The following is a 26,089-nucleotide window of genomic DNA, read 5'->3' as shown; positions in this document are numbered from 1 at the left end:
GAGTAGGACATCGCCAGGCTTTAAATATCGTTATTTGTTAGCACAAATAACAAACATCATCAGTGCACTAATCTGACGATGAAGATTTACGGAGAGATGGCTGAGTGGTCGAAAGCACCGGTCTTGAAAACCGGCAAGGGTTTGTAGCCCTTCTAGGGTTCAAATCCCTATCTCTCCGCCACATTAAAAAGCCCGCTGAATTTCAGCGGGCTTTTTTGCTTTCTAGCGTTCTAAAAGCGTCGACCATAAGAGTTCTCTATTCCAATGAGCTAGCCTAATTCTTAAGTACCCGAATAATATACTTCTATGATTCTGTATTAATGTGTTACTTGATGAGTGTTTCACAGGTGCTCTAGAGAGAATAAAATCGCTCTTCAAGCTATAAAAAAGGACGCTTTATGCGTCCTTAGTATTATTACTCACTATCAAAGCACCTTAGTACTCATGCGCTATTAACTTTCAGCCACATCAATAACAATTTTACCTCGAGTACGTCCGCTCTGGCTTTGTAAATGTGCTTCGACGACGGTTTCTAAAGTAAAGTGATGCTCAATCAGTGGAGTTAATTCATCATTTTCAACTAAGCTATTGAGCTCTCTTAAGATCCGGCTACTTGGGTCAATGAAAACGAAAGCACCACGGGCATAGTGTGCCTTAGCTACTTCTTCATCGGGCTGATCAACAACTGATACCAAGATACCATCAGGCTTCAAGAGTCCCCATGATTGTTGTTGTACATCACCGCCCATAGTATCAATTACTATATCGACTGGTTGAATTTGCTCACTCAAAGGCGCTGCAGTGTAATCAACAGCTTGATCAGTACCAAGTTCAACTAACAATGCTTGATTTGCTTTTGAGGCTGTTGAAATAACCGTCGCGCCTTTTGCTTTCGCTATTTGAATGGCTAAGTGCCCCACGCCACCGGCTCCGGCATGAATCAAGACTCTATCTCCTGCCTTTACATCTGCGACGTCGACTAAACATTGCCATGCTGTAATGCCGGCCAATGGCAATGCAGCGGCTTGAGAGAAATTCAGCTTAGGTGATTTGAACTCTGCTTCATCTTCTTTTACTGCAATATATTCAGCGTAGCTACCATTACGATTAATGGCAGGGCGACTAAACACCTCATCACCGACTTTAAACTTAGTTACCTTGGAGCCAACTTCTGCTACAACCCCAGACACGTCCCAACCTAGTGTTAGAGGCATATCGTAAGGAATGAAGGTCTGTAGATACCCTTCACGAATCTTCCAGTCAACAGGGTTTACTGAAGCCGACTTAACTAAAACTAAAATATCATCATCGTTAATCTTAGGAGCTACAATATTTTCGAGTTTCAGTGTGTCTGTGCCACCGTATTGTTGAATTTGAACTGCACGCATAATCTATCCTTATTATTCAATTCTATATAGCTAGTAAAACAGAAGGTTAACCAGCTTTAAAAGGTCGGCTAAATAACCTGGAGTGCTAGAGTAACTTGCCGTTCACTGTCAGTTTTACATCAATGTTGCCTTTTACTGCATTAGAGTAAGGGCAAACTTGATGAGCCGTTTTCACTAATTGCTCAGCTTGTTCTTGCTCAAGATCCAATTCAACAGAAAGGCTCACTGAAAGAGCAAACCCACCGTTTTCATTTGGTCCGATACCGACAGTAGCGGTTGTTGGCGCGGTTTTAATCGACGTCTTTGTTTCGCGAGCGACATGCAACAGAGCATTGGAGAAACAGGCAGAGTACCCAGCTGCAAATAACTGTTCTGGGTTGGTTTCTTCGCCAGAGCCGCCCATCTCTTTTGGATAACTTAACGCGACAGACAACTTATTATCATCTGTTGAAACTTGTCCATTACGGCCTGCATTTGCTGTCGCTGAAGTAGAGTAAATTGTGGTCATGTCTGTGCCCCTTAGATTGATTCTTTATGGATTATTTAATTGCGAGCATTTAGGTTGCGTGCAATTTACTTGGTTTCAATACTAGTTGAAAAATTATAGGTGCGCAAGTATATTGTGTGCAATTGAATTGTTTTGTATGGATTGGTTAAATGACTGAGTCGAAAAATGAGAATTACCTACGGTTAGATAATCAGGTGTGTTTTGCGCTTTATAGTGCATCAAACGCGATGAGTCGGGCTTATCAACCTTTGTTAAAGGAGCTGGATCTGACCTATTTACAGTATATCGTCATGATGGTGCTGTGGGAAAAACAAGCAATGAATGTCAAAGAACTCGGAAAAATGACCCATCTTGATTCTGGAACATTAACACCATTGTTGAAGCGCTTGGAAACAAAAGGTTATGTTAATCGCAGGCGTAGCCCTGAAGATGAGCGAATTAGAATTATTTCTGTTACTGATTTAGGTGTGGAGTTACGAGAACAGGCTGAGTTGATACCGAAAAAAATGATGGGTTTGTCGAAAATGACCGTTGATGAACTCACAAACTTAAAAGCAGAATGTGAACAACTGCTGACGAACCTAGTGAAGTAAAAAATTCATTGTATGACAGATAGACAATAAATGGAGAAGCACGCCAATAAAGCGTGCTTCTTTGTCTCTGCTATACGTAAGTACTCGACATAACCCGTTAGAAGTATTCAAATGGAGTGTCTACGCACTCAACGTGTATTGTTAGCCTGTGTGCTTAGTCAAGCTTACCCTAAGTGTGTAACTATCCTAAGTGTCCGAGAACATTAATGTTTTTATCTTCTGGTATCTCGTTATAAGAGAGAACAACCAGTCCTTTCGCAAAGGTTCTCGCGTAGCGAGACAGCAGTGGCCGTAATTGCGGCGCCACAAGTAAAACGGGTTTAAACCCATTTTGCTTTAACTGTTCACGAATATTTGGCATATTTTGTTGAAGTTGCGCTAATAAATTGGGCTCGACTGGGAAACTATCTAAGGCCACTGCACCTGTTTGTTGAGCTTTGGTCAAAGCCGTCATGAGCATTTTCTCTAGAGCATCACTCAGTGTGAAGATATTAAAGTCATTGCTATTGCCGAGTAGAGTACTGGTCAGTGTCCGCTTCAATCCACATCGCACATCGGAAGCAATAAGAATCGGGTCTTTAGTGACTTCACTGCTTTCAAGCATGATGGCAGCAATATTAACCATATCTTTAATCGGTACTTGATCAACAAGCAACTGACGATAGACTCGCATCTGTTGTTGATGAGTTAATTGCGTTGAAAGAGCCTCTGCCAGTTTTGGTGAATGTTGTGATAAGCGCTCCATGACTCTTTCCACATCATCATGACCGAATAACTCAGAAGTGTGCTCTTTTACGACTTTGCTTAAGTGCGTTGCTATAACTGTTGCACCATCTACTACGGAATAACCTAAGTTGAGCGCTTGAGGTTTATTTGTAGGTTCAATCCAAACCGCATCAAGGTTGTAGGCTGGATCTTTTCCTAGTACACCATCAAGCTGACCATACACTTCACCGACGGCCAAGGCCATTAAGCGCTCTGGATCGATTTCCCCTTTACCTAGGACTTCACCGTATAGCGAGAGAGTATATTGTGTTGGTTTGAGTTTTAGGTTATCGCGGATTGCAATTTCAGGAATAAGGAAACCCGCTTGCTCAGTAATGGTTTTTCGAACGCCTCGTACTCGCAGAGCCAAAGGTTCCCCTTGGTTTTTATCCACTAAGTTAACTAATCGATAACCTAGCTCTAGAGATAACGCATGTACACTCGGTACATCTCCCCAAGTTAAAGTAGGTGTGTTGTCTTGTGCTACCGCCTCTGCAACCGCCTCAGCTTGTTCTAATGGTTCAGGGTTTAGAGTTTGCTTCGCTTGACGCCATGCCGCAAAGGCCAAAAGTGCTGCAAAACTGAAAAAGGCAAGGTGTGGCATACCTGGAACAATGCCAATTACAAACATAACGCCAGAAGCGGTGGCTAACGTGGTTGGTGATGCAAGCATCTGCTCTTGAACATCGTCAGACAGTTCACCAGAGTCACTAACTCGAGTAACAATGATTGCTGCTGCTACTGCCAATAATAGCGAAGGAATCTGAGCAACAAGACCATCACCTATGGTAAGCAATGCAAATCGTTGGAATGCTTCAGCTGCGCTTAGATCGTGCTGAACCATACCTATGGTTACACCACCTAAGATATTGATGATGAGGATCATCATTGCCGCTATCGCATCACCACGAACAAATTTGGAAGCACCGTCCATTGAACCATAGAAGTCAGCTTCTCGAGCGATCTCCTTACGACGTGATTTGGCTTGCTCTTGATCGATTAAACCAGCATTTAGGTCCGCATCAATCGCCATCTGTTTGCCCGGAAGGGAATCAAGCGTAAAGCGTGCCGATACTTCAGATATACGCTCACCACCTTTGGTGATCACAACAAAGTTAATGATCATCAAGATTACGAAAACAACGATACCAACGAAATAGTTACCGCCAATCACCACGTTACCGAAAGCCTGAATGACCTTACCTGCGGCATCTCCACCATTATGACCTTCAAGTAGAACGATACGTGTTGAAGCTACATTCAATGTCAGTCGCATTAAGGTTGCAACTAACAAAATGGTTGGGAAAACACTAAATTCAAGCGGTCGTTTGCTCGATACTGCGACTAAAAGTACGATGACCGCAAGAACGATATTAAAAATAAACAGTGCATCAAGAAGTAGAGGCGGCAAAGGCAATATCACCATTGCAAGCACAGTCAGCAATAAGATAGGAATCCCAAAGTAATTGCTCTTAATTGCAGGGAATAGCATGTTTAACTTTTCTTTCATAAGTGATTACTCAATATTTTTGCGACGTAACATCGCCTAATCAGATGTTATCTCGCATCAGTCGTGACGCAGTTCGTTAGGTATAATTAATGTTGGTAATGGTGTTGGTTGAACTTTTTTGGTCTGTTTGTACTCTTTAAGCTGCATCACGTAGGTAAGTACATGTGCAATAGCAACAAACAGAGGCCCAGGGACTTCTTGATCGATTCTAGTATTGAAGTACACCGCACGAGTTAATGGCGGTAAACAGAGCACTTCAATGTCATTTTTCTTGGCTATGGATTGAATTCGTAATGCCATTTCATCCTCCCCTTTAGCGACAACAAACGGAGCACCAGCACGAGATAAATCGTACTTAATGGCCACGGCGTAGTGCGTTGGGTTTGTGATCACGACATCAGCACCGGGTACTGAGTTATCGATTCGTCTCTGTGACATCTGCTGTTGAAGCTGTTTTATCTTCTGTTTTATCTCAGGGCGGCCTTCGGTATTTTTGTTTTCTTCTTTCACTTCCTGTTTGGTCATTTTCAGCTGTTTAATATGGTTCCAAAGCTGATAAGGCATATCGATAAGACCGATAAGAAGGACAACAAACCCAAAGCAGATAATGGCGATGATTAAGTGGTTAAGCGTGAGTGCAACGCCTTGCTCAAGAGGTGCACGCTGCGCGGCAATCAGAGACAAAAGATTACTGCTGAGTAGCCAATAGAGAACCCCGCCAATAAACACCACCTTAAGGATAGATTTTGCTAATTCGACTAAAGATTTAATGGAGAAGAGTCGTTTTAAACCTTCGATAGGACTTATTTTGCTTAACTTTGGCTTGATTAACTTAAGTGACATCACCCATCCGCCCGGTATTAATGAGCTAAGAATGGTCACTAAAATTAGTACTGCAGCCATTGGAATGAATAAGCCGCCAAGCAGCTGAACACTCTCACCAAGCTTTCTTAGCATAATGTCAGGTTGACGAATATCGTCGTAGCTTAACTGATAATTAATAGTAAAGAGCTTAACCGCCTGCTCACCAAGGTAGTGTCCGTACGCCCATAGAAAAAGCGCGATGGCGATAAATAAAACGCCAACAGTAAATTCTTTGGAACGAGCCGCTTGTCCTTCACCCTTCGCCTTCTTGAGCTTTTGATGACTGGGCTTTTCACTTTTGTCCTGACTGGTTTGATTCTCTGCCACCTAGTTGCCTCCCATTAGCTTCATTTCCGATAAAATTTGATGGCAAAGCTCAGCGTAAATACTTGGCAGCCCAGACAAAGAGAGCAATACCGCACATAAGCCGAGAATCATCGACATTGGAAAGCCAAGGGCAAAGACGTTGAGCGAAGGTGCAGCACGGTTCATCACACCAAAGGTTAAGTTTACGGTCAGCATGGCTGCAATGGTTGGCAGTGCGATGGAGACTGCTGCGGTCATCATCCAGCTAAACAGACCAATCATATATCGTAGTGATGTTTCACTGATCCCACTGCCGACCGGAAAACGCTCAAAGCTTTGAACGACAATGTCTAGCGCCACTAAATGCCCATCAAGAGAGAGAAACATCAGGGTGGTAAACATCAGGAAATAATTACCAATCAGAGCAACGGTGATCCCATTCGCGGGATCATTCATCATCGCCATGCCTAAACCCATCTGCATTGAAATAATTTGTCCTACCATCGCCATAGCAGCAAACAGAAAGTGCAGGCTAATCCCAAGCAGGGCACCAATTGCGATCTGCTCAAGGGCAATCGCCAGAGCATGAATCGACACTGGATCAACTTCAGGCATAGCAGGAAGGAGCGGTGCCGCAATAATGGAAACCGAGAGAGCGAGCAATAAACGCACTCGATTAGGCATGTAGGCATTACCAAAAAATGGCATGCTCATGAAGGCCGCAGAAAAGCGAAAAAACGGCCACCAAAGTTGACCGAGTAAAGAGGTGATTTCAGCAAAGGTAAGATTAACCATTGATGCTAGCTGACAATCATTGGAATGGTGTAGAACAGATTATTAAAGAAATCTGAGATATTTCTAAGTAACCAACCGCCGGCAAAAATCAGCATCAACAGTGTTGTTAATAGTCTCGGTAAGAAACTCATGGTCTGCTCGTTAATTTGTGTCGTTGCTTGGAAAATTGCAACCACTAAACCAACGAGAAGGCTTGGCCCAATTAAGACCACGACCATGGTAATGATCATGTAGATGGCATCAGCGTAGAGGTTGGCTGTTACTGCACTATTCATCACAACCCTCCGAAACTGGCGCTTAAACTACCGACCGTCATTGCCCAACCATCCACCATGACAAATACCATCAGCTTAAATGGCAGAGAAATGATCAGCGGTGATAGCATCATCATACCCATTGCCATCAGGACACTAGCAACAACGATATCGATGATTAAAAATGGGATGAACAGCATAAAACCTATCTGGAATGCGGTTTTTAGTTCACTAATAACGAACGCTGGCATTAGCACTGCAAAGCTTATCTCTTCAGGTTCTAAATCGAGTGGATCGCCTGCAATTCTAAGCATTTGCTCAAGAGAGTTCTCATACGTTTGGCTCAACATGAATTGACGAACGGGCTGCTCGGCAACAGCAAAGGCTTGTTGTAATGTGATTTCTCCCGCTTCATAAGGCTTATAGGCATCTTCAAAGATTGGTGTCCAAACGGGTTTCATTAACAGCATGGTCATTGTCAGTGCAATACCAATGAGAATTCGGTTAGGGGGACTTTGTTGAAGGCCAAGTGCTTGGCGTAAAATTGCGAGAACAATGATGATTCGAGTAAAACTTGTCATCATCATCAGCATTGCAGGCAAGAAGCTCAATGCGGTCATCAAAATAAGAATTTGAATCTTTACAGAGTATTCTTCACTACTATCACCATCTGAAACAGTGATAAATGGAATCCCCTGATCGGCCAAAGACACGCCGGAAAAAACCAGCATGCCAATGACGAGTGCTACGCGAAGTAGAATAGAAGTGTGTTTAGTGAGTAACGTCATGTAGGGCATCTTCAGCTATATCAGTGATACGAAGACCGTATTTATCATTGATAACAACCACTTCTGCATGTCCTAGTAAGTGACCATTTACTTTCACATCAAGAGGCTCACCATTGAGCTTGTCTAATTCAATAACGGAGTTTGGGCCAACTTGCATAAGTTCGCCAAGCGTTACCGCCGTACTAGCCACTTCCAACGTCACTGTTACTGGAATTTGACGAAAGAAGCTTAGTTCGCGCTCAGCGGCTTTAGGTGCTGGTTCTGCTTGTTCTTGTGGAGCGTTGAAAATATCTGCCACCTCAGCATCAAAGTTAAGGTCATCTTCAAGCATTAGGTCTAATGTTTCGTCGTTCATTTTTGAAAGTTCTCTGATGGGTTGATGTGATCGGTAATTTGTAAAACCAGGTGGTTATTTTGCTCTGATACACGGGCTCTAAATAACTTTTGAGCACCGGAACTAACTTCCACCAATTCTTTAATATCGGCAGAAATAATGTCGCCAACTTTAAGTTTGGATACCTGATTAAGTGAAATTCTTTGGCTGGCCAGAACTGCATTTAGCTGGACGGGCACTTGTTGTAAATGCTTATTGCGTCGGTCTTCAACTTCCTGCACGTCTCGAATGATAGGCGCGGTTGGTTGACCTAGGTGAATGAGAAGGTGGTCATCTAATTGCAGGCTAAGTTGACCCACACGATCACCGATAGTGATAGTAAATAAGACATGCAGTGTGGTTGAGTCGAGAGGCTCATGAGTCGAAACAGTCTGCCATTCAGAACTCAGTTGGTTAAGAACGGTCGCGCCAAGTCTTGCCTGAACACGCTTCTCACTTGAGTTCAGTGGAGGGTGACTATGAGTGTCATTTGACTCAAAACTCGGTGCTCCGCCATAAAAAGCATCAGCAATCTGAGTAATGAGATCACCACTGACGACCACCATGCTCATGCCGTGGTTCCGGTTATGAGAGAAATAGATGGGTTCATGATGCAGAGGCGCAATGGGCTGCATTTCAATGCTCACTTCAGAGATCTTCACTTCCGTATCATTACGTCTTGTCATGCTGTTGATGACTAGCTTTAACTGTTCTTCCGACTTGTTAAGTAGCGGAATTAGATTTTGTCTAGCCATGTTTAGCGGCCGACCTAATGTGCGAGTGTCGATATTATGCACAACTATGTTGTCGGACTCTTTTTTAAGTTTATTGTTATCTGTCTTTATATTATTTTTCATATTTTAATCTAGGTTAGCTTTAAATCTAGCCAGGGCTAGAATGTGAATATATACAAGATGATTTTCTTAAATATATTTATTAATAATATCCAAACTTCATAATCGGCTTAATTAGGCATTAATCTTAATTAAATTAGTAATGATTTGTTGATAGAAGTGAACCAAGATCTCAAATTGATTTTTTGAGCCCTTCGTCATGGAAATGTTATATAACTGTCTGAATTTATGAAGTTTGACGTTGTCTCTATGTCAGGTGGTAACTGAGTGTAAGTAAATATTAATAGGTTGTCTTTGTTTTAGGTGATGAAACCGCTTTGTTGTGATCTTAATGCAATCATATGCAATGAATGACTATATATTTATAGTAATTATCTAGCTCTATAAATAGCATTAGCTGACTTTTTAATTAGTAGTTAACTGTTAGTTATATTAATTTGTTAATGTCATTTTTATTAATACCATCAGTTTGGCATGTAGATCACATTCTTATTTATAAGGGTGAATATAAGTTTAATACTTTTCTTTTATTGGTCGTATGTACGGGTTGTTTAATTTGCTTAATGGAGTGAGTGATAGCTATGAAAATGATAAATGTGGTGATTTTGGCTGCAATTGGGAGTTTACCGCTGCACATCAATGCAAAGCCTATTCAAAAGCCACTCGATCAGGTTAGCTGGAACTTCAGTGGTGATCGTTTCCATTGTCAAATGGAGACGCCCTTGGAGTTTGATGGTAATGCCACTGTTCTAGTTCGTTCAGGTCAGCAGCCACGCGTGACACTTAAAACTTTTCAGCGACCTTACTTTGTGGATTCGGCTTGGCTTAGCATTAATGATGAGCCTTGGAAAAAAGAGAGTCTTAGCTACCAGTGGATTGAAGGACGAACGAGAGGCGCTGAAGAACTCATTTTTCAAGACAGCCATAAAATAAAAAGCTTACTGAATAAAATGGAAAAAGGCGCGTGGGCACAGGTATCAGCACGTTATAGCCAGCATCAAGACGTTAAAACTTGGGAATTGCCTGCGATTCATTTCTCCGAAAGTTTACAAGAAATGAAAACGTGTATGAGTAATTTGCTTCCAATGGACTATCCGCAAGCAAAAGATAATCTCTTTCATTTTCCGTTGGGTTCAAGTGAGCTTTCCCTTCAGCAGAAGCTACGTATCGCGGATGTCGCGAGTTACATTCATTACGACGATACGATCGGGACTATCCTCATCGATGGTCATACTGATGACAGTGGTAACTCACTGAATAATTTAGGGCTTGCTCGTGAAAGAGCGAAAGCGGTTAAGGCCGAATTGAAGAAAGTTGGCGTCGATACTAAGAAAATTCAAGTGAGAGCACACGGACAGCGATTCCCACTGAAAGCGAATACTAACGAATCAAACCGCGAGCAGAATCGTCGTGTTCAGGTTCGCATTGTGAAGAGTGATAACACTGGGAGAGATCAAGCGTGAATCGAATAACTGCTACAGAAGTCATCGTTGCTCATAGCGATGTGCAGCAATTAGAAAAGACACAATTGATGTTAAGTGAGTCTGGGTATCGATGTCGTGGTGTCAGTACAGCGTTCGATGCGCTGATTCATTTGAATGCTTCACCTGAATCGGTACTGATGGTTTCATCAGAGCTTCCCGATATGTCATTGATTGAGGTCGTCGAGAAATCTAAGCACCTCAATCCTCATTCAGCGTTGATCGCTATTGTTGACTATCAACAGCATGACCTTGCTAGTGAAGCGATGCGCGCTGGTGCTTCAGACTATTTACTAACCCCTTACCAACCCATGCAACTCATGGATCTGCTTCAACGAGTTACTACGGTGCGCTCCTCTTCTACTGATTTAATCGCCTCAAGCTGGCGTAGTCAGCAAGTACTTCAACTCGCTCATCGAGCGGCTAAAACCGATGCTACGGTTCTCATTACGGGAGAGTCTGGCACAGGTAAAGAGGTGCTTGCTCAATACGTCCATCAACATTCACAAAGAAGTGAAGGGCCATTTGTCGCAATCAACTGCGCAGCGATTCCAGAGACCATGCTAGAAGCGGTGCTGTTTGGTCACGTTAAAGGCGCGTTTACTGGCGCTACAGCTGCTCAAGCTGGGAAATTTGAAGAAGCGAATGGCGGAACGCTGTTGCTTGATGAAATTGGTGAAATCCCATTAGCGGTACAAGCGAAGCTACTGCGAGTGCTTCAAGAGCGTGAAGTTGAGCGTTTGGGTAGCCATAAGTCAATTGCTCTTGATGTTCGCATCATTGCAGCCACGAACGTGAACTTACAAGAAGCCGTCAGCCAACGCTTGTTTAGACAAGACCTTTATTATCGTCTTGATGTACTGCCACTTCAGTGGCCACCATTGCGTGAGCGAAAAGAAGATGTCTTGCCCCTCGCGAAACACTTTATCGCTAAGTATAACCAAGGCTGTACGGAAACCTGTCGCCTCTCTGCTGAGGCAGAAAATAGCCTATTGGCTTATGACTGGGTCGGCAATATCCGTGAATTAGAGAATACGATTCAGCGTGCACTGGTGATGCGTCACTCGACTTGGATTACGTCGCAAGACTTAATGCTACCCACGTGTGATAGCACAAACAGCATCACTTTGACTTCCACGTCGAACAGCCAGCAATCTCATCAAGCGTGTTACCAGAGCGGATTAAAAGACAGCAAAAAGCAGGCTGAAAATCAGTTCATCTTAGACACTTTAGCCAAATTTAATGGTCGTCGAAATTTAACCGCAGAAGCATTGGGGATCACCACACGAGCGCTTCGTTACAAGATAGCCGCAATGCGCGAGCAGGGCATCAACGTCGATGCCGTTTCCCATTATTCTTATTCAGCTGCCTAATCAACAGCGACGTGACTAATAGAGAGCAATTTATGTCGAATTCACCTTCGGTTATGCAGCAGGACATGATGCAGCGAATGACATCAATGCGCGACCATGCCCAGCAAGGCATCACTGTGATACCGAATCAACACCGTATTCAAAGTGACAATTTTCAAAGTGCGATGCGCCAGTCGGTGCGACGCGTTGATAATCATCAACAACATGCTGCTCAACTCGCAGCCGATGTCGATGCCGGACGCTCTGATGATTTGGTTGGCGCTATGGTTGCCAGCCAGAAAGCCAGTATTTCTTTTCAAGCACTAACACAAGTACGTAATAAGTTAATGACGGCGTATGACGATGTACTGAAAATGCCATTGTAGTGAGAATCAAATGAGTACAACAATTGTAGAAAATCAGCCGACCACCGAATCACCAAAGTGGCAACAATGGCGAGAAACAGCAAAAGAAAAGATAGGTCAACACAGTAAAGTGGCACAGATAACGGCGCTAACGGTGTTGATATCGCTGTTTATTGTGGTGATCTTGTGGACGCATACTAGCCCTTATAAAGCCCTATATGGGGAAAATGAGCGCTATGACAGTGCTGAAATATTAGAGGTATTGAGCCAAGCAAAAATAGCGCACCAAATTGACCGCGTGACGGGGCAAATTCTTGTTCCTGAGAATAAGCTTGCGGATGCTCGCATCACGTTAGCGGCGCATGGCGTTTCGGCAAAGTTGCCCCAAGGATTAGACATTCTTGATAAAGCAACTGGGCTAGGTACCAGCCAGTTCATTGAAAGTGCTCGCTACCGTCAAGGCTTAGAAGGCGAACTCGCTAGAACTATTCTTGCGATCAACGTGGTGAATCATGCGCGCGTTCACTTGGCGATTCCAAATCGAACACTATTTGTTGGGATTAACGAAGAGAAACCATCAGCCGCGGTCATGCTTGACCTTCTGCCGGGCAAGCAATTAGAGCCCACGCAAGTTGAAGCAATTGTCAATCTCGTCAGTGGCAGTATATCAGGGATGCCTGTTGAGGGCGTTTCGGTGATTGATCAGTATGGCAACCTACTGAGTGCGGATCTAAAAAGTGGTAACAACGGTCGCTTAAGTGTCCAAAACCATGAAATGCAACAGCGTGTTGAGCGAGATATCGTACGCCGAGCGGGTGACATGCTTGCCCCTTTACTTGGGGTAGGAAATTTCCGCGTCCAAGTGTCCGCAACATTGAATTTTGACCAAGTCGAAGAGACGCATGAGTCAATTGATAACGACCCTGTCGTGCGTACTGAATTTAGCAAACAAGACAATACGTCTGGTCAATTAGCGCTAGGTATTCCGGGCTCGCTGAGCAACCAAGCGCCAGGCGCAGAGGGTGATGCCGCCAATGAGTCACGTAATGAGCGGGCAGAAAGCACGCGTCACTACGATGTTGGGCGTAAGGTCACTCATACCCGTCAGGCACAAGGTTCAGTGGATCATCTGTCAGTATCTGTGCTGATTAATGATGCAACAAACGAACAAGGCTGGCAGGAAGAACAACTCGAGCAAATTGCTCAAATGATAAAGGATTCAGTGGGATATATGGATGGACGAGGCGATCAATTTAGCTTGCATGCATTTAATTTTGCGCAAGCGCCTGTTGTTGTGAGTGAGCCACTACCTTGGTGGCAAGAAGAACAAACACTGCTACTACTCCAGTACGCCATTTACGGCCTATTGAGTCTGAGCTTTATTCTGTTTGTGCTTCGCCCACTGGTGAATGCACTGAAAGCCACTACAGAAAGCAGCGTAAACAATACCACCAATAACTCTGCGGCCGCATTAGCTGCGCAGCCAAGTGGTGACAGTCTTGAAGACCAAACCACTGCTGATCAGTTTGGCAATATTGGTAGCCACATTGATAACGAACAAGACTTAGCAGATGCACTGCTTAACTCAGTTCACTTCGGTGGTGCAGGTGGTTCTGATAACAGTATCGCGACAGATTTATACGATTTACCGCCATCAGGCTCAAACTTAGAAGTTCAAGTCGAGCATTTACAAAAGCTGACGGATGCTGAGTCAGAGCGTGTTGCAGATGTAGTTAAAAAATGGGTGAGCAATAATGAGTCTTAATAGTACCTCTTTTCCAGATGAAGTTTTACTCGACCCAGTCGAACAAGCCGCGATTCTACTATTGAGCATGGGTGAAGACTCTGCTGCAAAAGTGATGGGTCATATGTCTCGCGATGAGCTATTGAAAGTGAGCCATGCAATGGCGCATCAATCGGCTATTCGCAGTGTGGAAGCACAATTCGTATTACAGTGTTTTTTCAATGAGTTCAGAGCGCAATCGGGCATCAGTGGCGCCTCTCGCACTTTCCTACAGCGCACATTGGATAAAGCACTCGGTGGCCGTTTGGCTCGCAGTCTACTCGACAGTATTTATGGCGATGAAGTGCGTACCATCATGCAGCGTTTGCAGTGGATACAGCCTAATCAATTGGCACGTTTCTTAAGTCATGAACACATTCAAATGCGTGCTCTTTTCATCGCCTTCTTACCTGCCGATATTGCCTCGGCAACATTGGCGGAATACGACAAAGAGACACAGCATGACCTGCTCTACCGTATTGCCAATTTAACCGAAGTGAACAAAGAGGTCGCTCAGGAACTCAAAGATTTGGTTGAGCGTTGTATTGAATACCTCGCAGAGAACTCAAGTTCCGTGGTGGAAGGTGAACAACAGGCGGCAGATATTATCAACCGCTACCAAGGCAACCAAGCGAGCCTGATGGAAGCGCTCGGTGACCAAGACAGTGAACTCGTTGACCGACTGAAAAACAAAATGTACGAATTTGGTGTTCTTACTCGTCAATCTGAAGCGGTTCGTACTCGTATTATTGAAGAGATTCCTGTGGAAACATTGGCGCTGGCATTGAAAGGTGCGGATACACAAACACGTAAGTCGATTCTTTCTATCTTGCCTCGCCGTATGCGTCAGTCGTTTGAATCTGAAATCGCGATGTTAGGCAAAGTCTCTGTGAGTCAGGTGAAGAAAGCGCGTGATGAGATCATGGATTATGTTCGTGACCTAAACGAAACCGGACAAATCAATTTACAACTGTATCAAGAGAAAACGGTGGAATAAGGATGTTTAAACGAAATCGAGTGATGCGCTTAGCGCCTCATGAATATCGAAGCCACCGCTTTCCTCCTTTGGTTGACGCCGCTCAACTCGCAGCGCCTGCCGTTGCACAAACAGGGCAAGCAGAGCAGAGTGATGATTTTGGCTTTGATGACTTTGATATGGCGGTCGATTTGGACCGTGAGTTTAGCTTCGAGCTAGACGGCGATGCCGCCTTAGCAGAGAGCACATTAAGCCTTGGCGAAGAGAAAGAGTCGACCAGTGGCGGTGATATTCAAGAGCAATATAGCCAAGGCTTCCAGCTAGGCATGAACAAAGGTTATGAAGAAGGCCTGCAAGAAGGAATAGAGAAAGGCCAAGTACAAGGCTTTGAAGAAGGGCTGGGTAAGGGTCAGCAGCAAGGCATTGAGCAGGGCATCTCTGAAGGTAAAAAAGAGTTCATGATTGCCAGTGCGCCATTTGTCAGCATGTATGAGAAAGTAGAGCGTCTGTTTGCCGATCAAGAACTTCGCCAACGTGAACTCGTGTGTGAGCTCGTACAAAAGGTTGCTCAGCAAGTGATTCGTTGTGAACTTGCCTTGCAACCTCAGCAGATCTTAGCGCTGGTTGAAGAGACGCTTGAAACGCTGCCAAGTGAGCCACAAGGCATCAAGGTTCTCATGGCCCAGGAAGAGTTTTCACAAATCGAGAAAGTGGCGAGTGAGAAGATTGCCGAATGGAACATTATTTGTGACCCTAGCTTACGCCAAGGTGATTGCCGAATTATCACTAAAACAGCCGAGGCCGATGCAGGTTGTGAATTACGTTTAGAAACCTGCATGAACTCAGTAAAAGAGCATCTTCTCGATGAAAATAAAGACGTGGATATCACGCTGACCGCTGCTGCGGTCAATCGTAAAAAAAGCCATCAAGCTGAATTAGAGCCGCAAGTATGAAGACTGGCATCGATCAACGACTGCAAGAAGCCATGGCCTCACTCGGGGCCGTTCCGATTGCGAAAGTCACAGGGCGCTTGATAAAAGTGACGGGATTGATGCTAGAAGCCGTGGGGTGCCGATTATTGACTGGGCAGCGTTGCTTGGTTGAAACGGGGAGTGGAGAGAAAATCGAAGCGCAAACCGTCGGTTTTCACCATGATGTGGCCTACTTAATGCCGATTCGTCCTGCTAGTGGCTTATTTTCTGGGGCTCGTGTTTGGCCAATAGAAGGTGAGTCTCAGCTAAAGATCAGTGATCAATGGCTTGGTCGTGTTGTTAATGGTCTGGGTGAACCGATTGATGGCCTCGGTGCGTTTCATGGCGGTGAAACGATTTGTCTACAAGGGCAAAGCGTAAACCCAATGTCACGCCAACCGATTCGAGAGCCTCTTGATGTTGGCGTTCGAGCAATAAACAGCATGCTTACTGTTGGTAAAGGTCAGCGGATGGGGCTTTTTGCCGGTAGTGGTGTGGGCAAAAGTGTCCTGTTAGGCATGATTACACGTCAAACCGAAGCGGATATTGTGGTGGTGGGCTTAATTGGTGAGCGAGGCCGAGAGGTAAAAGAGTTTATCGATCACGCTTTGGGGCCAGAAGGATTATCACGCGCGATTGTGATTGCTTCTCCTGCCGACGAGTCGCCATTAATGCGCCTTAGAGCTTCTCAGTTGTGTCACCGAGTGGCTGAGCATTATCGAGACCAAGGCAAAGATGTCTTACTGTTGATGGACTCATTAACACGCTTTGCGATGGCACAACGTGAAATTGGTTTGGCTTTAGGTGAACCCCCTGCCACCAAAGGATATCCGCCCTCCGTATTTAGTATGTTGCCACAGTTGGTGGAGCGTGCTGGTAACAGTGCGAACCCAACAGGCAGCATGAGCGCCATCTATACGGTACTTACTGAAGGTGATGATCAGCAAGACCCGATTGCCGATAGCGCACGTGCAATATTAGATGGCCACATTGTCTTAAGTCGCCAGTTGGCTGAGTCTGGTCACTATCCTGCGATTGACGTTGCACAGTCTATCTCTCGCACCATGCCGCTTGTGGTGAGCAAAGAGCAAGTACAAGACGTAATGCAATTTAAACAGTGCTACAGCCGTTACCAAGAGGTGAAAGAGCTCATCCCACTGGGTGGTTATCAACCAGGTAACGATCCTTTGATGGATACTGCGGTTCGTGTTTATCCAAATCTAATGGATTTCCTACAGCAGTCTCAAGAAGAGGCCTCCTCACTTGATGACTCAACCCAGCAGTTAAAAACATTGATTGAAGAGGTAAATAATGGCTAGAGGATTGAAAGGCAGTGGATTAGCGAAGTTTCGTGACATGAACCAAGATCAGTTAGAACGCTTGAGTCAGCAGCTACAAAAACAGCAAACTCAAAGTGATCTGCACCAAAATCATGCCAATCAGTTAATGGATATTTATGACTCTGTTCAAGTGAGCGATGGTGAGAGCGCAATGGCGTGGCGCAATAGAGATCAGTTACGTAGCAATTTGCAGCACCTACAATCGCTTCAAATGCAGCAGATGGCGCTCTCAAAAGCCGAGCACCGACGTATCCAGCAACATGTACTCAATCAAAATGTCAGAGTGAAATCTCTGGACACTGTGCTAGAGAAGCGTCGTAAAACGGCGCTGCAAAAAGAGAGGCGAATTGAACAAGCCATGAATGATGAGATAGGTGCACAGCGCCATACGATCAACAAGTTAAATGCCCAAGTATTACGATAAATGTGAATCATCAGGTTATGACCCATTGATAATTTGAGAGAAGAGCATGACGCAGAGTGAAAGCGCCTAGAGGAAAGTCTAGGCGCTTTTTTTATCTTTATACATAGGATTCATGGGACGTCATTTATTGGAAGGAGTCGATAGTTTTGATAATAACAACGTTAGTCAGGGGCGTAGAGTTGTGTGTCCGTTTCTTGAGTTAAGCGACTTAGAATACTTTGCTGCATGTCTAATAATGTATTGTTGCGTTCATTTTGCGCTTTGCATTTCTCTATTAATTTGTGCAGTTCATTCCAATCGGCAGCGAGTGGGTGGGCCAGTTTATTAGGCAGTGCCGCGACCAATTTAGCCACCCCACTGGCATCGGCAGATACACCTATTTGAATAAGCAGCTGAGAGCGATTTTGTGCACGAGCTTCTAGGTATTCTAAAAAACTCTTATGCTTTCCTGATATCTGAGAGAGCTTTTCAGTCTCTCGTTTAGTCATCAGCTTATGCTGTACTAACATCAATTCAAGCAAGCGTTGATAATCATTCAAATCAGCTTTGAGCTCAACAATGAACTGCTTAATTGCGGTTGAACGAGCTGTATTAATAGTACTCACACTCATAATCGCTCTTCTTAGTCGCGTTGATGTGTCGACTTGATTGCACCAGCTAACTCATCAAGGTTGATATTATAATCACCCTGTAGTAATTGAGCTCTGATCTCATTGACACGCGCTAAGTCGACTTCAGGAAGTTGTTTTAGCTCTTTTTGAAGAGATTCAAGAGTGCGAGCTTCTTGGCTCACTTTCTGCTCAAGCGTTAACGTTTCTTTTACTGACACTTCTGTTTCACCCACATTGCTTTTTTTGGCACTGCTTTCTGCTTGAGTAGAAGGCTTTACTGTCTGGTTGAAAACGGTGTGGTTACCGTTATTGCCAATATTAATCATCGGGCATTCCTTGAGTCTGATTCTGTTATCTTTTTTAAACGACCGCGCCTTTAGCCTGCTTAAAAAAAACTCGTGTATTGATGAAAATAATCGAGTCGATTTATTAAAGAGAAATCGACGGCGAATTAAAACAGTGTGTGTACTTTGCCGCTCTCTAGCACAACTGCTCGAATCGTCTTCCCTGAGCTGTTGTTTTTGACCCGAATTTGCTGGTCTAAATACCCGTTGTCGAGCGCGAGCCCTAACATAGATGCAGAGAAACTGTCGCCAACAGCCTCGATTATTACGCTATCACCTTTATTTATAACAAAAGGGTGACTGACTCTTTCTGGCGATAATAATTGACCATTACGAACCTGCCTAAGGGCTCGTTGACCAATAATGGAATTGGGCTGTGAAATAAAATCGCGATTGATGCTCGCAAGACTGGTTGGTTTGGTTGTCACATCTTCAGCGGTGAGCAGTGAATCTTTAGCGATAGTACGAGTGACATACACCATGGGCACCACCAAATCGACATTGGCTTGTGCATTTACAGACCAAGGTGTGTTATCGCTGCATTGAACATTAAAGCGCAGTCGGCCCGCGGGATAGAGGCGATTATCACGACGGGTGATCGCTAACGGTTTTTTGCAAGAGGCTAAGCGGTGGCTCCCCTGGGGTAGAGTGATTGCAATTTTTTGACCGCTTGCTCGCCATTGATTTTGTTGAATGGATTGAGCCACTAGCCCTTTAATGTGTTGAGTCAGTGCTCGTTCAATTGCTGGGTTATCTCGGGTGGAAATCCCATCTTCTGCTTGCAGAGAAAACGGACCTAGCAGCGCGATAAGAACCCAGCGCCATTGAATGTTATTTCTCATTGTTGTCACTTTTCATAAGGCACTTCCTCTTTATTATTCTCTACTTCCCATTAGCGGAAATCAACGTTCCCATTCTACGTTGATTTTCTTTTTAACCTAATAAAAACAATGGTTTATTTTCTGGCATGCATCTTGATAGATACCGTTCCTAAACACCGTTTTGCTTGTAAGGAAAATCAAATGGGAATCAGTTTTGACAACGCATTAGGCGTTCATACGCACACTCTCGAACTTCGTGCCGAGCGCTCAAAAGTTATCGCAGGAAACTTGGCAAATGTCGATACCCCTGGATTTAAAGCACGAGATTTTGACTTTCAAGCAGCGGTTTCGCAAGTCGAACATCGGTTGCAACAAGGGCAAAAAACATCGTCTTCAGTGGTTCATCCACAGGAGCTTATGTACCGCAATCCATACAACAACTCAATCGATGGAAATACGGTTGAACTTGGGGTTGAGCAAGCGCAGTTTGCACAAAATGCGATGGATTTTGAAACGAGTTTAACGTTTCTCAATATGAAATTTAAAGGGCTATCGACAGCCATTATGGGGCAGTAATCGTTATGTCATTTGGTGATATCTATCAAATAGCGGGTTCTTCAATGACCGCGCAAACCACACGTTTAAACACAATCGCGAGTAACCTCGCCAACGCCAATTCGGGCGCGACGACAGAAGCGGAAACCTATCGCGCTCGTAAGCCGGTCTTCGCCACTGTCTACCAGCAAAACCAGCAGCAACTGTTTAGTGACAATATGGCGACAGCGGGTGCTCGAGTCCAGGTGCTTGATGTAGTGAATACCGAGGGTGAACTTGATCGCCGTTATGAACCTGGCAATCCAATCTCTGATGACGAAGGGTACGTTTACTACCCAAATGTTGATGTGGTCCATGAAATGGCCGACATGATGTCAGCATCACGCAGCTTTGAAACCAGCGTTGATGTACTGACTCGAACCCGAAGCATGCAGCAAGGCCTGCTAAAACTTGGCCAGTAAGGAGCGGATATGAGTTTACCTGGAGTTATGTCAAACGAGTCAAGCCCCTCCCAAACCAGCAATGGACAAGTGACCTCCAATGGTGGTCAAGAGGATGTGTTTCTTACCTTAATGATCGCTCAAATTCAAAATCAAACGCCACTCGATCCACTCGATACCACTCAGTTCATGACGCAACTAGCGCAGATGACCCAAGTGGAAACCATGCAGGGAATGAACAGCACCATCACTCATCAAATGGTTCTGCTCGACAACATTCAGGTGCTGACGACCGCAGGAATGGTGGGTCAAGATGTTCGAGTGTCTACGGACACCATTGAAATTGACGGAACAAAGCATGAAGGGGTGATTGAGTTAAACAGCTCAGTACAAGAGCTCAATATTGAGATTAAGGATGAAGCTGGCAAGGTGGTTGAAACCATTAAGCTTGGCGCTAACAGTGAAGGGGAAGTGGAGTTTGTTATCGACCCTAAAGCACTAGGCCTAAAAGATGGTCAATACGATCTTAATGTGGTGACCGACGATAACGACTACACCCCAGAACTCATGATCGCGGGCACCATCGAAAAAATGCGCATACCACCGGGTGGTGGTTCACCAGAGTTTCTTATTGCTGGTGTGGGCTATGTGCCGTTCTTCCAAGTTACCCAATACGGTGAAAAAGGTTCTGACGGAGAGGGCAGCTCTCCAACCCCATCACCGTTTAATTTACTAGCACGTGGATAGTCATTCTACCTGTGATTTTAGATACCACATTTAATATTTAGGACGAGTAAAAAATGAGTTTTAACATTGCAATGAGTGGATTGAACTCCACGACACAAGAGCTAAATACCATCAGTAACAACATCGCTAACGTTTCGACGGTTGGCTATAAATCGTCACGTGCCGAGTTTGCGGCGGTGATGAATGGCGGCATGGGTGGAGGTGTTGAGATGTCGACGGTTTCTCAAAGCTTCAATGGCTCAAACATGGTGATGACGGGGCGTCCAACAGATCTAGCGATTGGTGGCAGTGGCTTCTTCGTACTAGAAGGGCCTGATGGCTCAACCACGTACTCGCGCGCGGGTATGTTTCACCAAGATAAAGATAACTACATCGTCAATAATTCAGGTCATCGTCTACAAGGCTACAGTGTGGACTCCGCAGGCAACGTTCAAACGGGCTCTGTCACGGACCTGCAAGTGCAAACAGGCTCGGTACCTGCAAAAGCGACGGACAGTGTCGATTTTGCTGCGAACTTTGATGCCGGTGCTTCAGTGATCGATACAGCGGATAATCCGTTTGATCCCGATGACAGCGACAGCTTTAACTCTTCATACACGACAACGGTGTACGACTCTCTCGGTAATGAGCACACTATGACTCAGTACTTTGTTAAAACGGGTGAGAACGAGTGGGAAGTTCACTACACCATGAACGGTGATGACCTTGGTCAGTCTGAAACGGTGATGTTTGATACAGAAGGTAATCTAACCGCACCAACTGCGCCGGTTGCAATCGCTTATGATCCTCAAAATGGCGCTTCTCCAATGGCGTTTGATATCTCAATGACGGGCACGACTCAATACGGTAGCGACTTTGCGGTATCTACTAACCGATCTGATGGCCATACGGCTGGTGAGCTGACGGGAATTACCATCGATGAAGATGGCTACCTATTTGCCAACTACAGCAATGGTGAGCAGATGATTCAAGGTCAAGTGATCCTAGCTGACTTCCCAAATAACGGTGGTTTAGTTCAGGTGGGCAACACGGGCTGGGCTGCCACACAAGCATCTGGACAGCCTCTGACAGGTGCACCGGGTACTGGAACGCTTGGCTCACTCAGCGCTGGATACCTTGAAGAGTCAAACGTTGATCTAACGGGTGAGCTTGTTGGCCTGATGACCGCTCAACGTAACTACCAAGCGAATGCACAATCTTTATCGACTCAGCAGCAACTGACTCAAGTCCTATTTAACATGTAAGGCAAACCCTGATGGATCGATTGATTTATACCGCAGCGAGCGGCGCGGGTCGCATATTTACCGCTCAGCAAGTTGCTGCAAACAACCTAGCGAATATTAACACTCATGGCTTTCGAGCAGATATGGAGCGCGCACAAGCCTATGCCGTACAAGGAGCCGCCTACGATACGCGCGCCCTGGTTCAAGCAGAAACCAGTGGGACTCGTTTTGATATCGCCGCACTACAACAAACCGACAGGCCACTGGATTTAGCGCTGCGCACTGAAGGTTTCTTCGCCGTCGAAATGCCAGATGGACAAGAAGCGTATACCCGTGCAGGTAACGTTGAGCGCAGTCAGGAGGGGGATCTCACGATCAATGACCTGCCATTAATCGGCAATGACGGTCAGCAGATCAACGTGCCACTTTATAGCAGCATCGAGTTTGGTGATAACGGTAGCATCAATATTGTTCCTGAAGGGGAGATATTGGCGATTGAGATCGGCCAAGTAAAACTGGTTAACCCTGAAACGGCTGAGCTGCGCAAGCTTGATAATGGCCTGTTTCGTGGTGAAGACCCCTTTGCTCCAGCCCTTGAAGGGGAAGTGGCGATGGTCTCTGGTTTTCTAGAGCAAAGCAATGTAGTTGCAGTTGAAGAGATGGTGAGTTCAATGAACCTTAGCCGTAACTTCGAGATGCAACTGAAAATGATGCAAACCGCAGAAAAAGCAGCTGAAGCGGGCAACCGCTTAGTAAGAGGTTAAGGAAACAACAATGAACGCAGCATTATGGATAAGTAAAACAGGCCTGGCCGCACAAGATGCGAAAATGGCGACCATCTCGAATAACCTTGCCAACGTCAATACCGTCGGGTACAAGCGCGACCGCGTAGCATTTGAAGACCTTTTTTACCAAATTCAGCGTCAGCCAGGGGCGATGGTTGATGAAGTGAATGAACTGCCAAGTGGTATTCAGCTTGGTTCGGGTGTACGCGTGGTAGGTACACAGAAAGTTTTCACCGAAGGTATGTACCAAACCACTAATCAAAGCCTTGATGTGGCGATTGATGGCCAAGGTTTCTTTGAATTAGAAACCGCTGACGGTGAAGCCGCGTATACGCGAAATGGTCAATTTCACCTTAACTCAGAAGGCATGATGGTGACGGCCCAAGGTTTACCATTGGCACAAGCGATTCAGGTACCTGAAGATGCTGAAACCATCACCATTGGTAACGACGGTACGGTTTCTGCCAAAGTCGCAAACAGTGATTTCCCACAAGAGATTGGCCAAATTACATTAGCCAACTTTATCAATCCAGCGGGTCTAGAAGCGCTCGGGGGCAACATGTACCGTCAAACGGCATCAAGTGGTGACGCGATTGATGGGATTGCAGGCGAAGGGGCATTTGGTCAGTTAAAGCAAGGTGTTCTTGAAGGGTCAAACGTACAGGTCGTTGAAGAGATGGTGGATATGATCACGACTCAACGTGGTTATGAAATGAATGCGAAAGCCCTCTCGTCATCAGATGAAATGCTTCAGTACGTAAACCAGGTTCTGTAACCGATTGTTCTGTAACGGCTTGTTCTGTAACGGCTTGTTCATTAAGGCCTAGTAAAGCTTGAACGGTCAGTGCGTTATGACTGATAAGGGCCTCTTTTGAGGGTTTGGCTCCACACCTTATTGGTCATCAACGCAACGATATATTAATGGATTGATGTGTTTAGGTCTTCATCACTATCTATTGCACCGAAAACTAAGTGCACCGCCTAAACCTATAAAGGTAAACCAATGTTGAGATTATTCGCACTGTTCTCCAGTGCACTGCTGCTTGTTGGGTGTTCGTCGTTCGAGTCATCTTCATTGATTGATGATCGTCCATCGCCTGATGATGATGTCTATGCACCTCCTGCTCTGGACTACTCATTACCTGATGCAGGGTCGGGTTCTGTGTATCGTGATGGCTATATCTGGACGCTGTTTCAAGACCGTCGCGCCTATCGTGTTGGCGATATCTTAACGGTGTCACTGGATGAAGATACGCGTTCAAGTAAGCAAGCAAATACTAACTTTGGTAAAAGCTCTTCTGGGGGCCTTTCTGGTGACTATGATACTGGAAGTAGCGCGGGTGGAATAAGCGGAAACCTATCGGGTGATCGAGATTTTCGTGGTAACTCAGCCAGTTCTCAACGTAACTCATTAAGTGGCTCTATCACCGTCATGGTGCACGAAGTCATGCCTAATGGTGTTGTGCGCATCAAAGGTGAAAAATGGATTCGCCTTAATCAAGGTGACGAGTTTATTCGCCTTAATGGTTTAGTGCGTGTTGATGACATCAATAACGGCAACCAAATCTCATCTCAGCGTGTTGCCGATGCCCGGATCACCTATTCACAAAGTGGCGTGTTGGCGGATGCCAATGAAGCAGGTTGGTTAACCAAACTGTTTGTTAACCCACTGTTCCCATTTTAAGAGGTGATCATGAAATCTATAATGAGAACGAAATCTAACGTTCGCGCGTTTCTTTATACATTGGCAGTTAATGCTCTGTTTCTTAGCTGCATCGCGGCTATTCCGGTCATTGCGGCGACCCCTGCACACGCCTCAGCGAGCGAAAGGCACCTAATCGATCTCGTCGACATCCAAGGTCTGCGTGAAAACCAACTGATTGGTTATGGTTTAGTGGTTGGCCTTGATGGTACCGGTGACCGCAACCAAGTGAAATTTACCAGTCAGTCTGTGACTAACATGCTTCGTCAGTTTGGTCTGCAGCTTGACGATAATATTGACCCGAAATTGCGTAACGTTGCCGCGGTGAGTGTGCATGCCTCAATCCCGCCCTTATCAGGGAAAGGACAAACCATCGATATTACGGTCTCTTCGATTGGTGATGCGAAAAGTCTGCGTGGCGGTTCGCTACTCATGACACCACTTCGAGCCATTGACGGTCAGGTTTATGCCGTGGCTCAAGGTAACTTAGTGGTAGGTGGCATAAAGGCTGAAGGCCGCACTGGTTCAAGCATTACGATTAATGTCCCAACCAGTGGGCGTATCCCGAATGGCGGGATTATTGAAAGTGAAATTCCTTCCGATTTTAGTTCTCGACCTATCGTAACCCTAAACCTATTACAGCCCAATTTTACGACGGCGAGAAACATCTCTCGTACTATCGATGAAACCTTCGGCCCAGATACAGCAACGGCTGTGAGTTACGCGAGAATAGAGCTTCAAGCGCCAGAAGACTTTGAGCAACGAGTGGTATTCATGTCGATTCTGGAAGAGATGAAAGTGGACATTGGTCGCCAGCGTGCGCGGGTGGTTTTCAATACTCGAACCGGAACTGTGGTGGTTGGCCAAGGGGTGCAAATCAGTCGTGCCGCGGTGAGTCATGGCAATCTTACGGTGACGATTGGCGAATCGTTTAATGTGAGTCAGCCTAATGCTTTTGGTGGCGGTCAAACTGTTGCGGTCCCTGAATCTGACATCGATATTAACCAAGAGCGCAACCCGATGTTCATCTGGCCAGAAGGGGTTGAGCTGGAAACCATTGTCAATGCTGTGAATAGCTTAGGTGCCTCACCGGATGATCTGATGGCGATTCTGCAAGCATTGCATACTTCTGGTGCGCTAAATGCTGAACTTGTTGTGATTTAAGGGGATT

29 protein-coding genes and 1 tRNA gene are annotated in these 26,089 nt (G+C 45.2%); 18 read left to right on the top strand and 12 right to left on the bottom strand.

The window, feature by feature from the left end:
- Positions 1-90: 90 nt before the first annotated feature.
- Positions 91-181 (top strand) — tRNA-Ser (locus tag KP803_RS08825).
- Between the two features lie 271 nt (positions 182-452).
- Here KP803_RS08825 and KP803_RS08820 read toward each other — a convergent pair.
- A complete protein-coding gene (locus tag KP803_RS08820) occupies positions 453-1,388 on the bottom strand; it encodes an NADP-dependent oxidoreductase (protein WP_248008454.1) in 936 nt (311 codons plus the stop codon).
- Positions 1,389-1,473: 85 nt separating this feature from the next.
- Complete coding sequence (gene ohr, locus KP803_RS08815; protein WP_248008453.1) at positions 1,474-1,896, bottom strand: organic hydroperoxide reductase Ohr; 423 nt, start codon at positions 1,894-1,896, stop codon at positions 1,474-1,476.
- A 149-nt stretch (positions 1,897-2,045) separates the two neighbouring features.
- Between ohr and ohrR the strand changes: the two genes are divergently transcribed.
- Positions 2,046-2,489, top strand: a complete 444-nt coding sequence (ohrR, locus tag KP803_RS08810; protein WP_248008452.1) for a transcriptional regulator OhrR — start codon at positions 2,046-2,048, stop codon at positions 2,487-2,489.
- Between the two features lie 181 nt (positions 2,490-2,670).
- On the opposite strand, the gene flhA is transcribed toward ohrR, so the two are convergent.
- Genes flhA through KP803_RS08775 form a run of 7 tightly spaced genes read right to left on the bottom strand, consistent with a single transcriptional unit; the run spans position 2,671 to position 9,001 of the window.
- On the bottom strand, positions 2,671-4,764 hold the full coding sequence (gene flhA, locus KP803_RS08805) for a flagellar biosynthesis protein FlhA (protein ID WP_282437224.1): 2,094 nt from the start codon (positions 4,762-4,764) through the stop codon (positions 2,671-2,673).
- Positions 4,765-4,821: 57 nt separating this feature from the next.
- Entirely contained in the window at positions 4,822-5,955 is a 1,134-nt protein-coding gene (gene flhB / locus KP803_RS08800) for a flagellar biosynthesis protein FlhB (protein WP_248008451.1), read from the bottom strand.
- Positions 5,956-6,729 carry a flagellar biosynthetic protein FliR gene (gene fliR, locus KP803_RS08795; protein WP_248008450.1) on the bottom strand — a complete coding sequence of 258 codons (774 nt, stop codon included), beginning with the start codon at positions 6,727-6,729 and terminating at the stop codon, positions 5,956-5,958.
- Between the two features lie 5 nt (positions 6,730-6,734).
- Positions 6,735-7,004, bottom strand: coding sequence for a flagellar biosynthesis protein FliQ (fliQ, locus tag KP803_RS08790; RefSeq protein WP_248008449.1), 270 nt, complete (start codon positions 7,002-7,004; stop codon positions 6,735-6,737).
- The gene (gene fliP / locus KP803_RS08785; RefSeq protein ID WP_427916938.1) at positions 7,004-7,714 is read right to left on the bottom strand and encodes a flagellar type III secretion system pore protein FliP; all 711 of its coding nucleotides are present in this window, start codon (positions 7,712-7,714) and stop codon (positions 7,004-7,006) included. The genes fliQ and fliP overlap by 1 nt, the downstream gene beginning before the upstream one ends.
- A 40-nt stretch (positions 7,715-7,754) precedes the next feature.
- Positions 7,755-8,126 carry a flagellar motor switch protein FliN gene (gene fliN / locus KP803_RS08780; RefSeq protein WP_248008447.1) on the bottom strand — a complete coding sequence of 124 codons (372 nt, stop codon included), beginning with the start codon at positions 8,124-8,126 and terminating at the stop codon, positions 7,755-7,757.
- A complete protein-coding gene (locus KP803_RS08775) occupies positions 8,123-9,001 on the bottom strand; it encodes a FliM/FliN family flagellar motor switch protein (RefSeq protein WP_248008446.1) in 879 nt (292 codons plus the stop codon). The genes fliN and KP803_RS08775 overlap by 4 nt, the downstream gene beginning before the upstream one ends.
- Before the next feature lie 578 nt (positions 9,002-9,579).
- On the opposite strand from KP803_RS08775, the gene KP803_RS08770 reads away from it, so the two are divergent.
- From KP803_RS08770 to KP803_RS08735, 8 genes are read left to right on the top strand one after another with little or no spacing between them, the layout of a single operon-like run.
- Positions 9,580-10,461, top strand: coding sequence for a MotY family protein (locus KP803_RS08770; RefSeq protein WP_248008445.1), 882 nt, complete (start codon positions 9,580-9,582; stop codon positions 10,459-10,461).
- Positions 10,462-10,466: 5 nt separating this feature from the next.
- Positions 10,467-11,852 carry a sigma-54-dependent transcriptional regulator gene (locus KP803_RS08765; RefSeq protein ID WP_427916937.1) on the top strand — a complete coding sequence of 462 codons (1,386 nt, stop codon included), beginning with the start codon at positions 10,467-10,469 and terminating at the stop codon, positions 11,850-11,852.
- 32 nt (positions 11,853-11,884) lie between these two features.
- Positions 11,885-12,217, top strand: coding sequence for a flagellar hook-basal body complex protein FliE (gene fliE / locus KP803_RS08760; RefSeq protein WP_282437223.1), 333 nt, complete (start codon positions 11,885-11,887; stop codon positions 12,215-12,217).
- A gap of 10 nt (positions 12,218-12,227) precedes the next feature.
- Positions 12,228-13,961, top strand: coding sequence for a flagellar basal-body MS-ring/collar protein FliF (gene fliF / locus KP803_RS08755; protein WP_248008444.1), 1,734 nt, complete (start codon positions 12,228-12,230; stop codon positions 13,959-13,961).
- Positions 13,951-14,976, top strand: a complete 1,026-nt coding sequence (locus KP803_RS08750) for a FliG C-terminal domain-containing protein (RefSeq protein WP_248008443.1) — start codon at positions 13,951-13,953, stop codon at positions 14,974-14,976. Before fliF ends, KP803_RS08750 begins: the two co-directional genes overlap by 11 nt.
- Positions 14,977-14,978: 2 nt before the next feature.
- On the top strand, positions 14,979-15,908 hold the full coding sequence (gene fliH / locus KP803_RS08745; RefSeq protein ID WP_248008442.1) for a flagellar assembly protein FliH: 930 nt from the start codon (positions 14,979-14,981) through the stop codon (positions 15,906-15,908).
- Entirely contained in the window at positions 15,905-17,245 is a 1,341-nt protein-coding gene (gene fliI / locus KP803_RS08740; protein ID WP_282437222.1) for a flagellar protein export ATPase FliI, read from the top strand. The genes fliH and fliI overlap by 4 nt, the downstream gene beginning before the upstream one ends.
- Complete coding sequence (locus tag KP803_RS08735; RefSeq protein WP_248008441.1) at positions 17,238-17,690, top strand: flagellar export protein FliJ; 453 nt, start codon at positions 17,238-17,240, stop codon at positions 17,688-17,690. The genes fliI and KP803_RS08735 overlap by 8 nt, the downstream gene beginning before the upstream one ends.
- Positions 17,691-17,851: 161 nt before the next feature.
- On the opposite strand, the gene flgN is transcribed toward KP803_RS08735, so the two are convergent.
- The 3 genes from flgN to flgA form a co-directional block, all read right to left on the bottom strand.
- Positions 17,852-18,301, bottom strand: a complete 450-nt coding sequence (flgN, locus tag KP803_RS08730; RefSeq protein WP_248008440.1) for a flagellar protein FlgN — start codon at positions 18,299-18,301, stop codon at positions 17,852-17,854.
- 11 nt (positions 18,302-18,312) lie between these two features.
- Complete coding sequence (flgM, locus tag KP803_RS08725; RefSeq protein WP_248008439.1) at positions 18,313-18,627, bottom strand: flagellar biosynthesis anti-sigma factor FlgM; 315 nt, start codon at positions 18,625-18,627, stop codon at positions 18,313-18,315.
- A 125-nt stretch (positions 18,628-18,752) separates the two neighbouring features.
- Positions 18,753-19,487, bottom strand: coding sequence for a flagellar basal body P-ring formation chaperone FlgA (gene flgA, locus KP803_RS08720; RefSeq protein ID WP_248008438.1), 735 nt, complete (start codon positions 19,485-19,487; stop codon positions 18,753-18,755).
- Between the two features lie 180 nt (positions 19,488-19,667).
- Here flgA and flgB point away from each other — a divergent pair, with 180 nt between their 5' ends.
- From flgB to KP803_RS08680, 8 genes are all read left to right on the top strand, one after another.
- Positions 19,668-20,042 carry a flagellar basal body rod protein FlgB gene (gene flgB, locus KP803_RS08715; RefSeq protein ID WP_248008437.1) on the top strand — a complete coding sequence of 125 codons (375 nt, stop codon included), beginning with the start codon at positions 19,668-19,670 and terminating at the stop codon, positions 20,040-20,042.
- A gap of 5 nt (positions 20,043-20,047) precedes the next feature.
- Positions 20,048-20,482, top strand: coding sequence for a flagellar basal body rod protein FlgC (flgC, locus tag KP803_RS08710; protein WP_248008436.1), 435 nt, complete (start codon positions 20,048-20,050; stop codon positions 20,480-20,482).
- A 9-nt stretch (positions 20,483-20,491) separates the two neighbouring features.
- Positions 20,492-21,208: a flagellar hook capping FlgD N-terminal domain-containing protein gene (locus KP803_RS08705; protein WP_248008435.1), complete on the top strand. Its 717-nt coding sequence runs from the start codon at positions 20,492-20,494 to the stop codon at positions 21,206-21,208.
- A 53-nt stretch (positions 21,209-21,261) separates the two neighbouring features.
- Positions 21,262-22,452, top strand: coding sequence for a flagellar hook protein FlgE (gene flgE, locus KP803_RS08700; RefSeq protein WP_248008434.1), 1,191 nt, complete (start codon positions 21,262-21,264; stop codon positions 22,450-22,452).
- Positions 22,453-22,463: 11 nt separating this feature from the next.
- Positions 22,464-23,195: a flagellar basal body rod protein FlgF gene (locus KP803_RS08695; protein WP_248008433.1), complete on the top strand. Its 732-nt coding sequence runs from the start codon at positions 22,464-22,466 to the stop codon at positions 23,193-23,195.
- A 10-nt stretch (positions 23,196-23,205) separates the two neighbouring features.
- On the top strand, positions 23,206-23,991 hold the full coding sequence (gene flgG / locus KP803_RS08690; protein WP_248008432.1) for a flagellar basal-body rod protein FlgG: 786 nt from the start codon (positions 23,206-23,208) through the stop codon (positions 23,989-23,991).
- Between the two features lie 228 nt (positions 23,992-24,219).
- Entirely contained in the window at positions 24,220-24,900 is a 681-nt protein-coding gene (flgH, locus tag KP803_RS08685) for a flagellar basal body L-ring protein FlgH (protein WP_248008431.1), read from the top strand.
- 9 nt (positions 24,901-24,909) lie between these two features.
- A complete protein-coding gene (locus KP803_RS08680; RefSeq protein ID WP_248008430.1) occupies positions 24,910-26,082 on the top strand; it encodes a flagellar basal body P-ring protein FlgI in 1,173 nt (390 codons plus the stop codon).
- The last annotated feature ends 7 nt before the right edge of the window (positions 26,083-26,089 follow it).

Origin of the sequence: Vibrio amylolyticus (assembly GCF_023145695.1) — a bacterium.
Taxonomy (GTDB): Bacteria; Pseudomonadota; Gammaproteobacteria; order Enterobacterales; family Vibrionaceae; genus Vibrio; species Vibrio amylolyticus.
Note: the sequence above shows the minus strand (reverse complement) of the source record. Positions and strands in the feature narration are given on the sequence as shown.

Coding starts and splice junctions, on each gene's coding strand:
- flgE (WP_248008434.1), top strand. CDS start 21,262: ATGAGTTTTAACATTGCAATGAGTGGATTGAACTCCACGACACAAGAG.
- KP803_RS08735 (WP_248008441.1), top strand. CDS start 17,238: ATGGCTAGAGGATTGAAAGGCAGTGGATTAGCGAAGTTTCGTGACATG.
- flgB (WP_248008437.1), top strand. CDS start 19,668: ATGGGAATCAGTTTTGACAACGCATTAGGCGTTCATACGCACACTCTC.
- fliE (WP_282437223.1), top strand. CDS start 11,885: ATGTCGAATTCACCTTCGGTTATGCAGCAGGACATGATGCAGCGAATG.
- KP803_RS08750 (WP_248008443.1), top strand. CDS start 13,951: ATGAGTCTTAATAGTACCTCTTTTCCAGATGAAGTTTTACTCGACCCA.
- KP803_RS08770 (WP_248008445.1), top strand. CDS start 9,580: ATGAAAATGATAAATGTGGTGATTTTGGCTGCAATTGGGAGTTTACCG.
- fliN (WP_248008447.1), bottom strand. CDS start 8,126: ATGAACGACGAAACATTAGACCTAATGCTTGAAGATGACCTTAACTTT.
- fliI (WP_282437222.1), top strand. CDS start 15,905: ATGAAGACTGGCATCGATCAACGACTGCAAGAAGCCATGGCCTCACTC.
- KP803_RS08705 (WP_248008435.1), top strand. CDS start 20,492: ATGAGTTTACCTGGAGTTATGTCAAACGAGTCAAGCCCCTCCCAAACC.
- flgN (WP_248008440.1), bottom strand. CDS start 18,301: ATGAGTGTGAGTACTATTAATACAGCTCGTTCAACCGCAATTAAGCAG.
- fliF (WP_248008444.1), top strand. CDS start 12,228: ATGAGTACAACAATTGTAGAAAATCAGCCGACCACCGAATCACCAAAG.
- flgA (WP_248008438.1), bottom strand. CDS start 19,487: ATGAGAAATAACATTCAATGGCGCTGGGTTCTTATCGCGCTGCTAGGT.
- KP803_RS08680 (WP_248008430.1), top strand. CDS start 24,910: ATGAAATCTATAATGAGAACGAAATCTAACGTTCGCGCGTTTCTTTAT.
- ohr (WP_248008453.1), bottom strand. CDS start 1,896: ATGACCACAATTTACTCTACTTCAGCGACAGCAAATGCAGGCCGTAAT.
- flgH (WP_248008431.1), top strand. CDS start 24,220: ATGTTGAGATTATTCGCACTGTTCTCCAGTGCACTGCTGCTTGTTGGG.
- flgG (WP_248008432.1), top strand. CDS start 23,206: ATGAACGCAGCATTATGGATAAGTAAAACAGGCCTGGCCGCACAAGAT.
- fliQ (WP_248008449.1), bottom strand. CDS start 7,004: ATGAATAGTGCAGTAACAGCCAACCTCTACGCTGATGCCATCTACATG.
- fliR (WP_248008450.1), bottom strand. CDS start 6,729: ATGGTTAATCTTACCTTTGCTGAAATCACCTCTTTACTCGGTCAACTT.
- KP803_RS08775 (WP_248008446.1), bottom strand. CDS start 9,001: ATGAAAAATAATATAAAGACAGATAACAATAAACTTAAAAAAGAGTCC.
- fliH (WP_248008442.1), top strand. CDS start 14,979: ATGTTTAAACGAAATCGAGTGATGCGCTTAGCGCCTCATGAATATCGA.
- flgM (WP_248008439.1), bottom strand. CDS start 18,627: ATGATTAATATTGGCAATAACGGTAACCACACCGTTTTCAACCAGACA.
- ohrR (WP_248008452.1), top strand. CDS start 2,046: ATGACTGAGTCGAAAAATGAGAATTACCTACGGTTAGATAATCAGGTG.
- flhA (WP_282437224.1), bottom strand. CDS start 4,764: ATGAAAGAAAAGTTAAACATGCTATTCCCTGCAATTAAGAGCAATTAC.
- fliP (WP_427916938.1), bottom strand. CDS start 7,714: ATGCTGGTTTTTTCCGGCGTGTCTTTGGCCGATCAGGGGATTCCATTT.
- KP803_RS08820 (WP_248008454.1), bottom strand. CDS start 1,388: ATGCGTGCAGTTCAAATTCAACAATACGGTGGCACAGACACACTGAAA.
- KP803_RS08695 (WP_248008433.1), top strand. CDS start 22,464: ATGGATCGATTGATTTATACCGCAGCGAGCGGCGCGGGTCGCATATTT.
- flgC (WP_248008436.1), top strand. CDS start 20,048: ATGTCATTTGGTGATATCTATCAAATAGCGGGTTCTTCAATGACCGCG.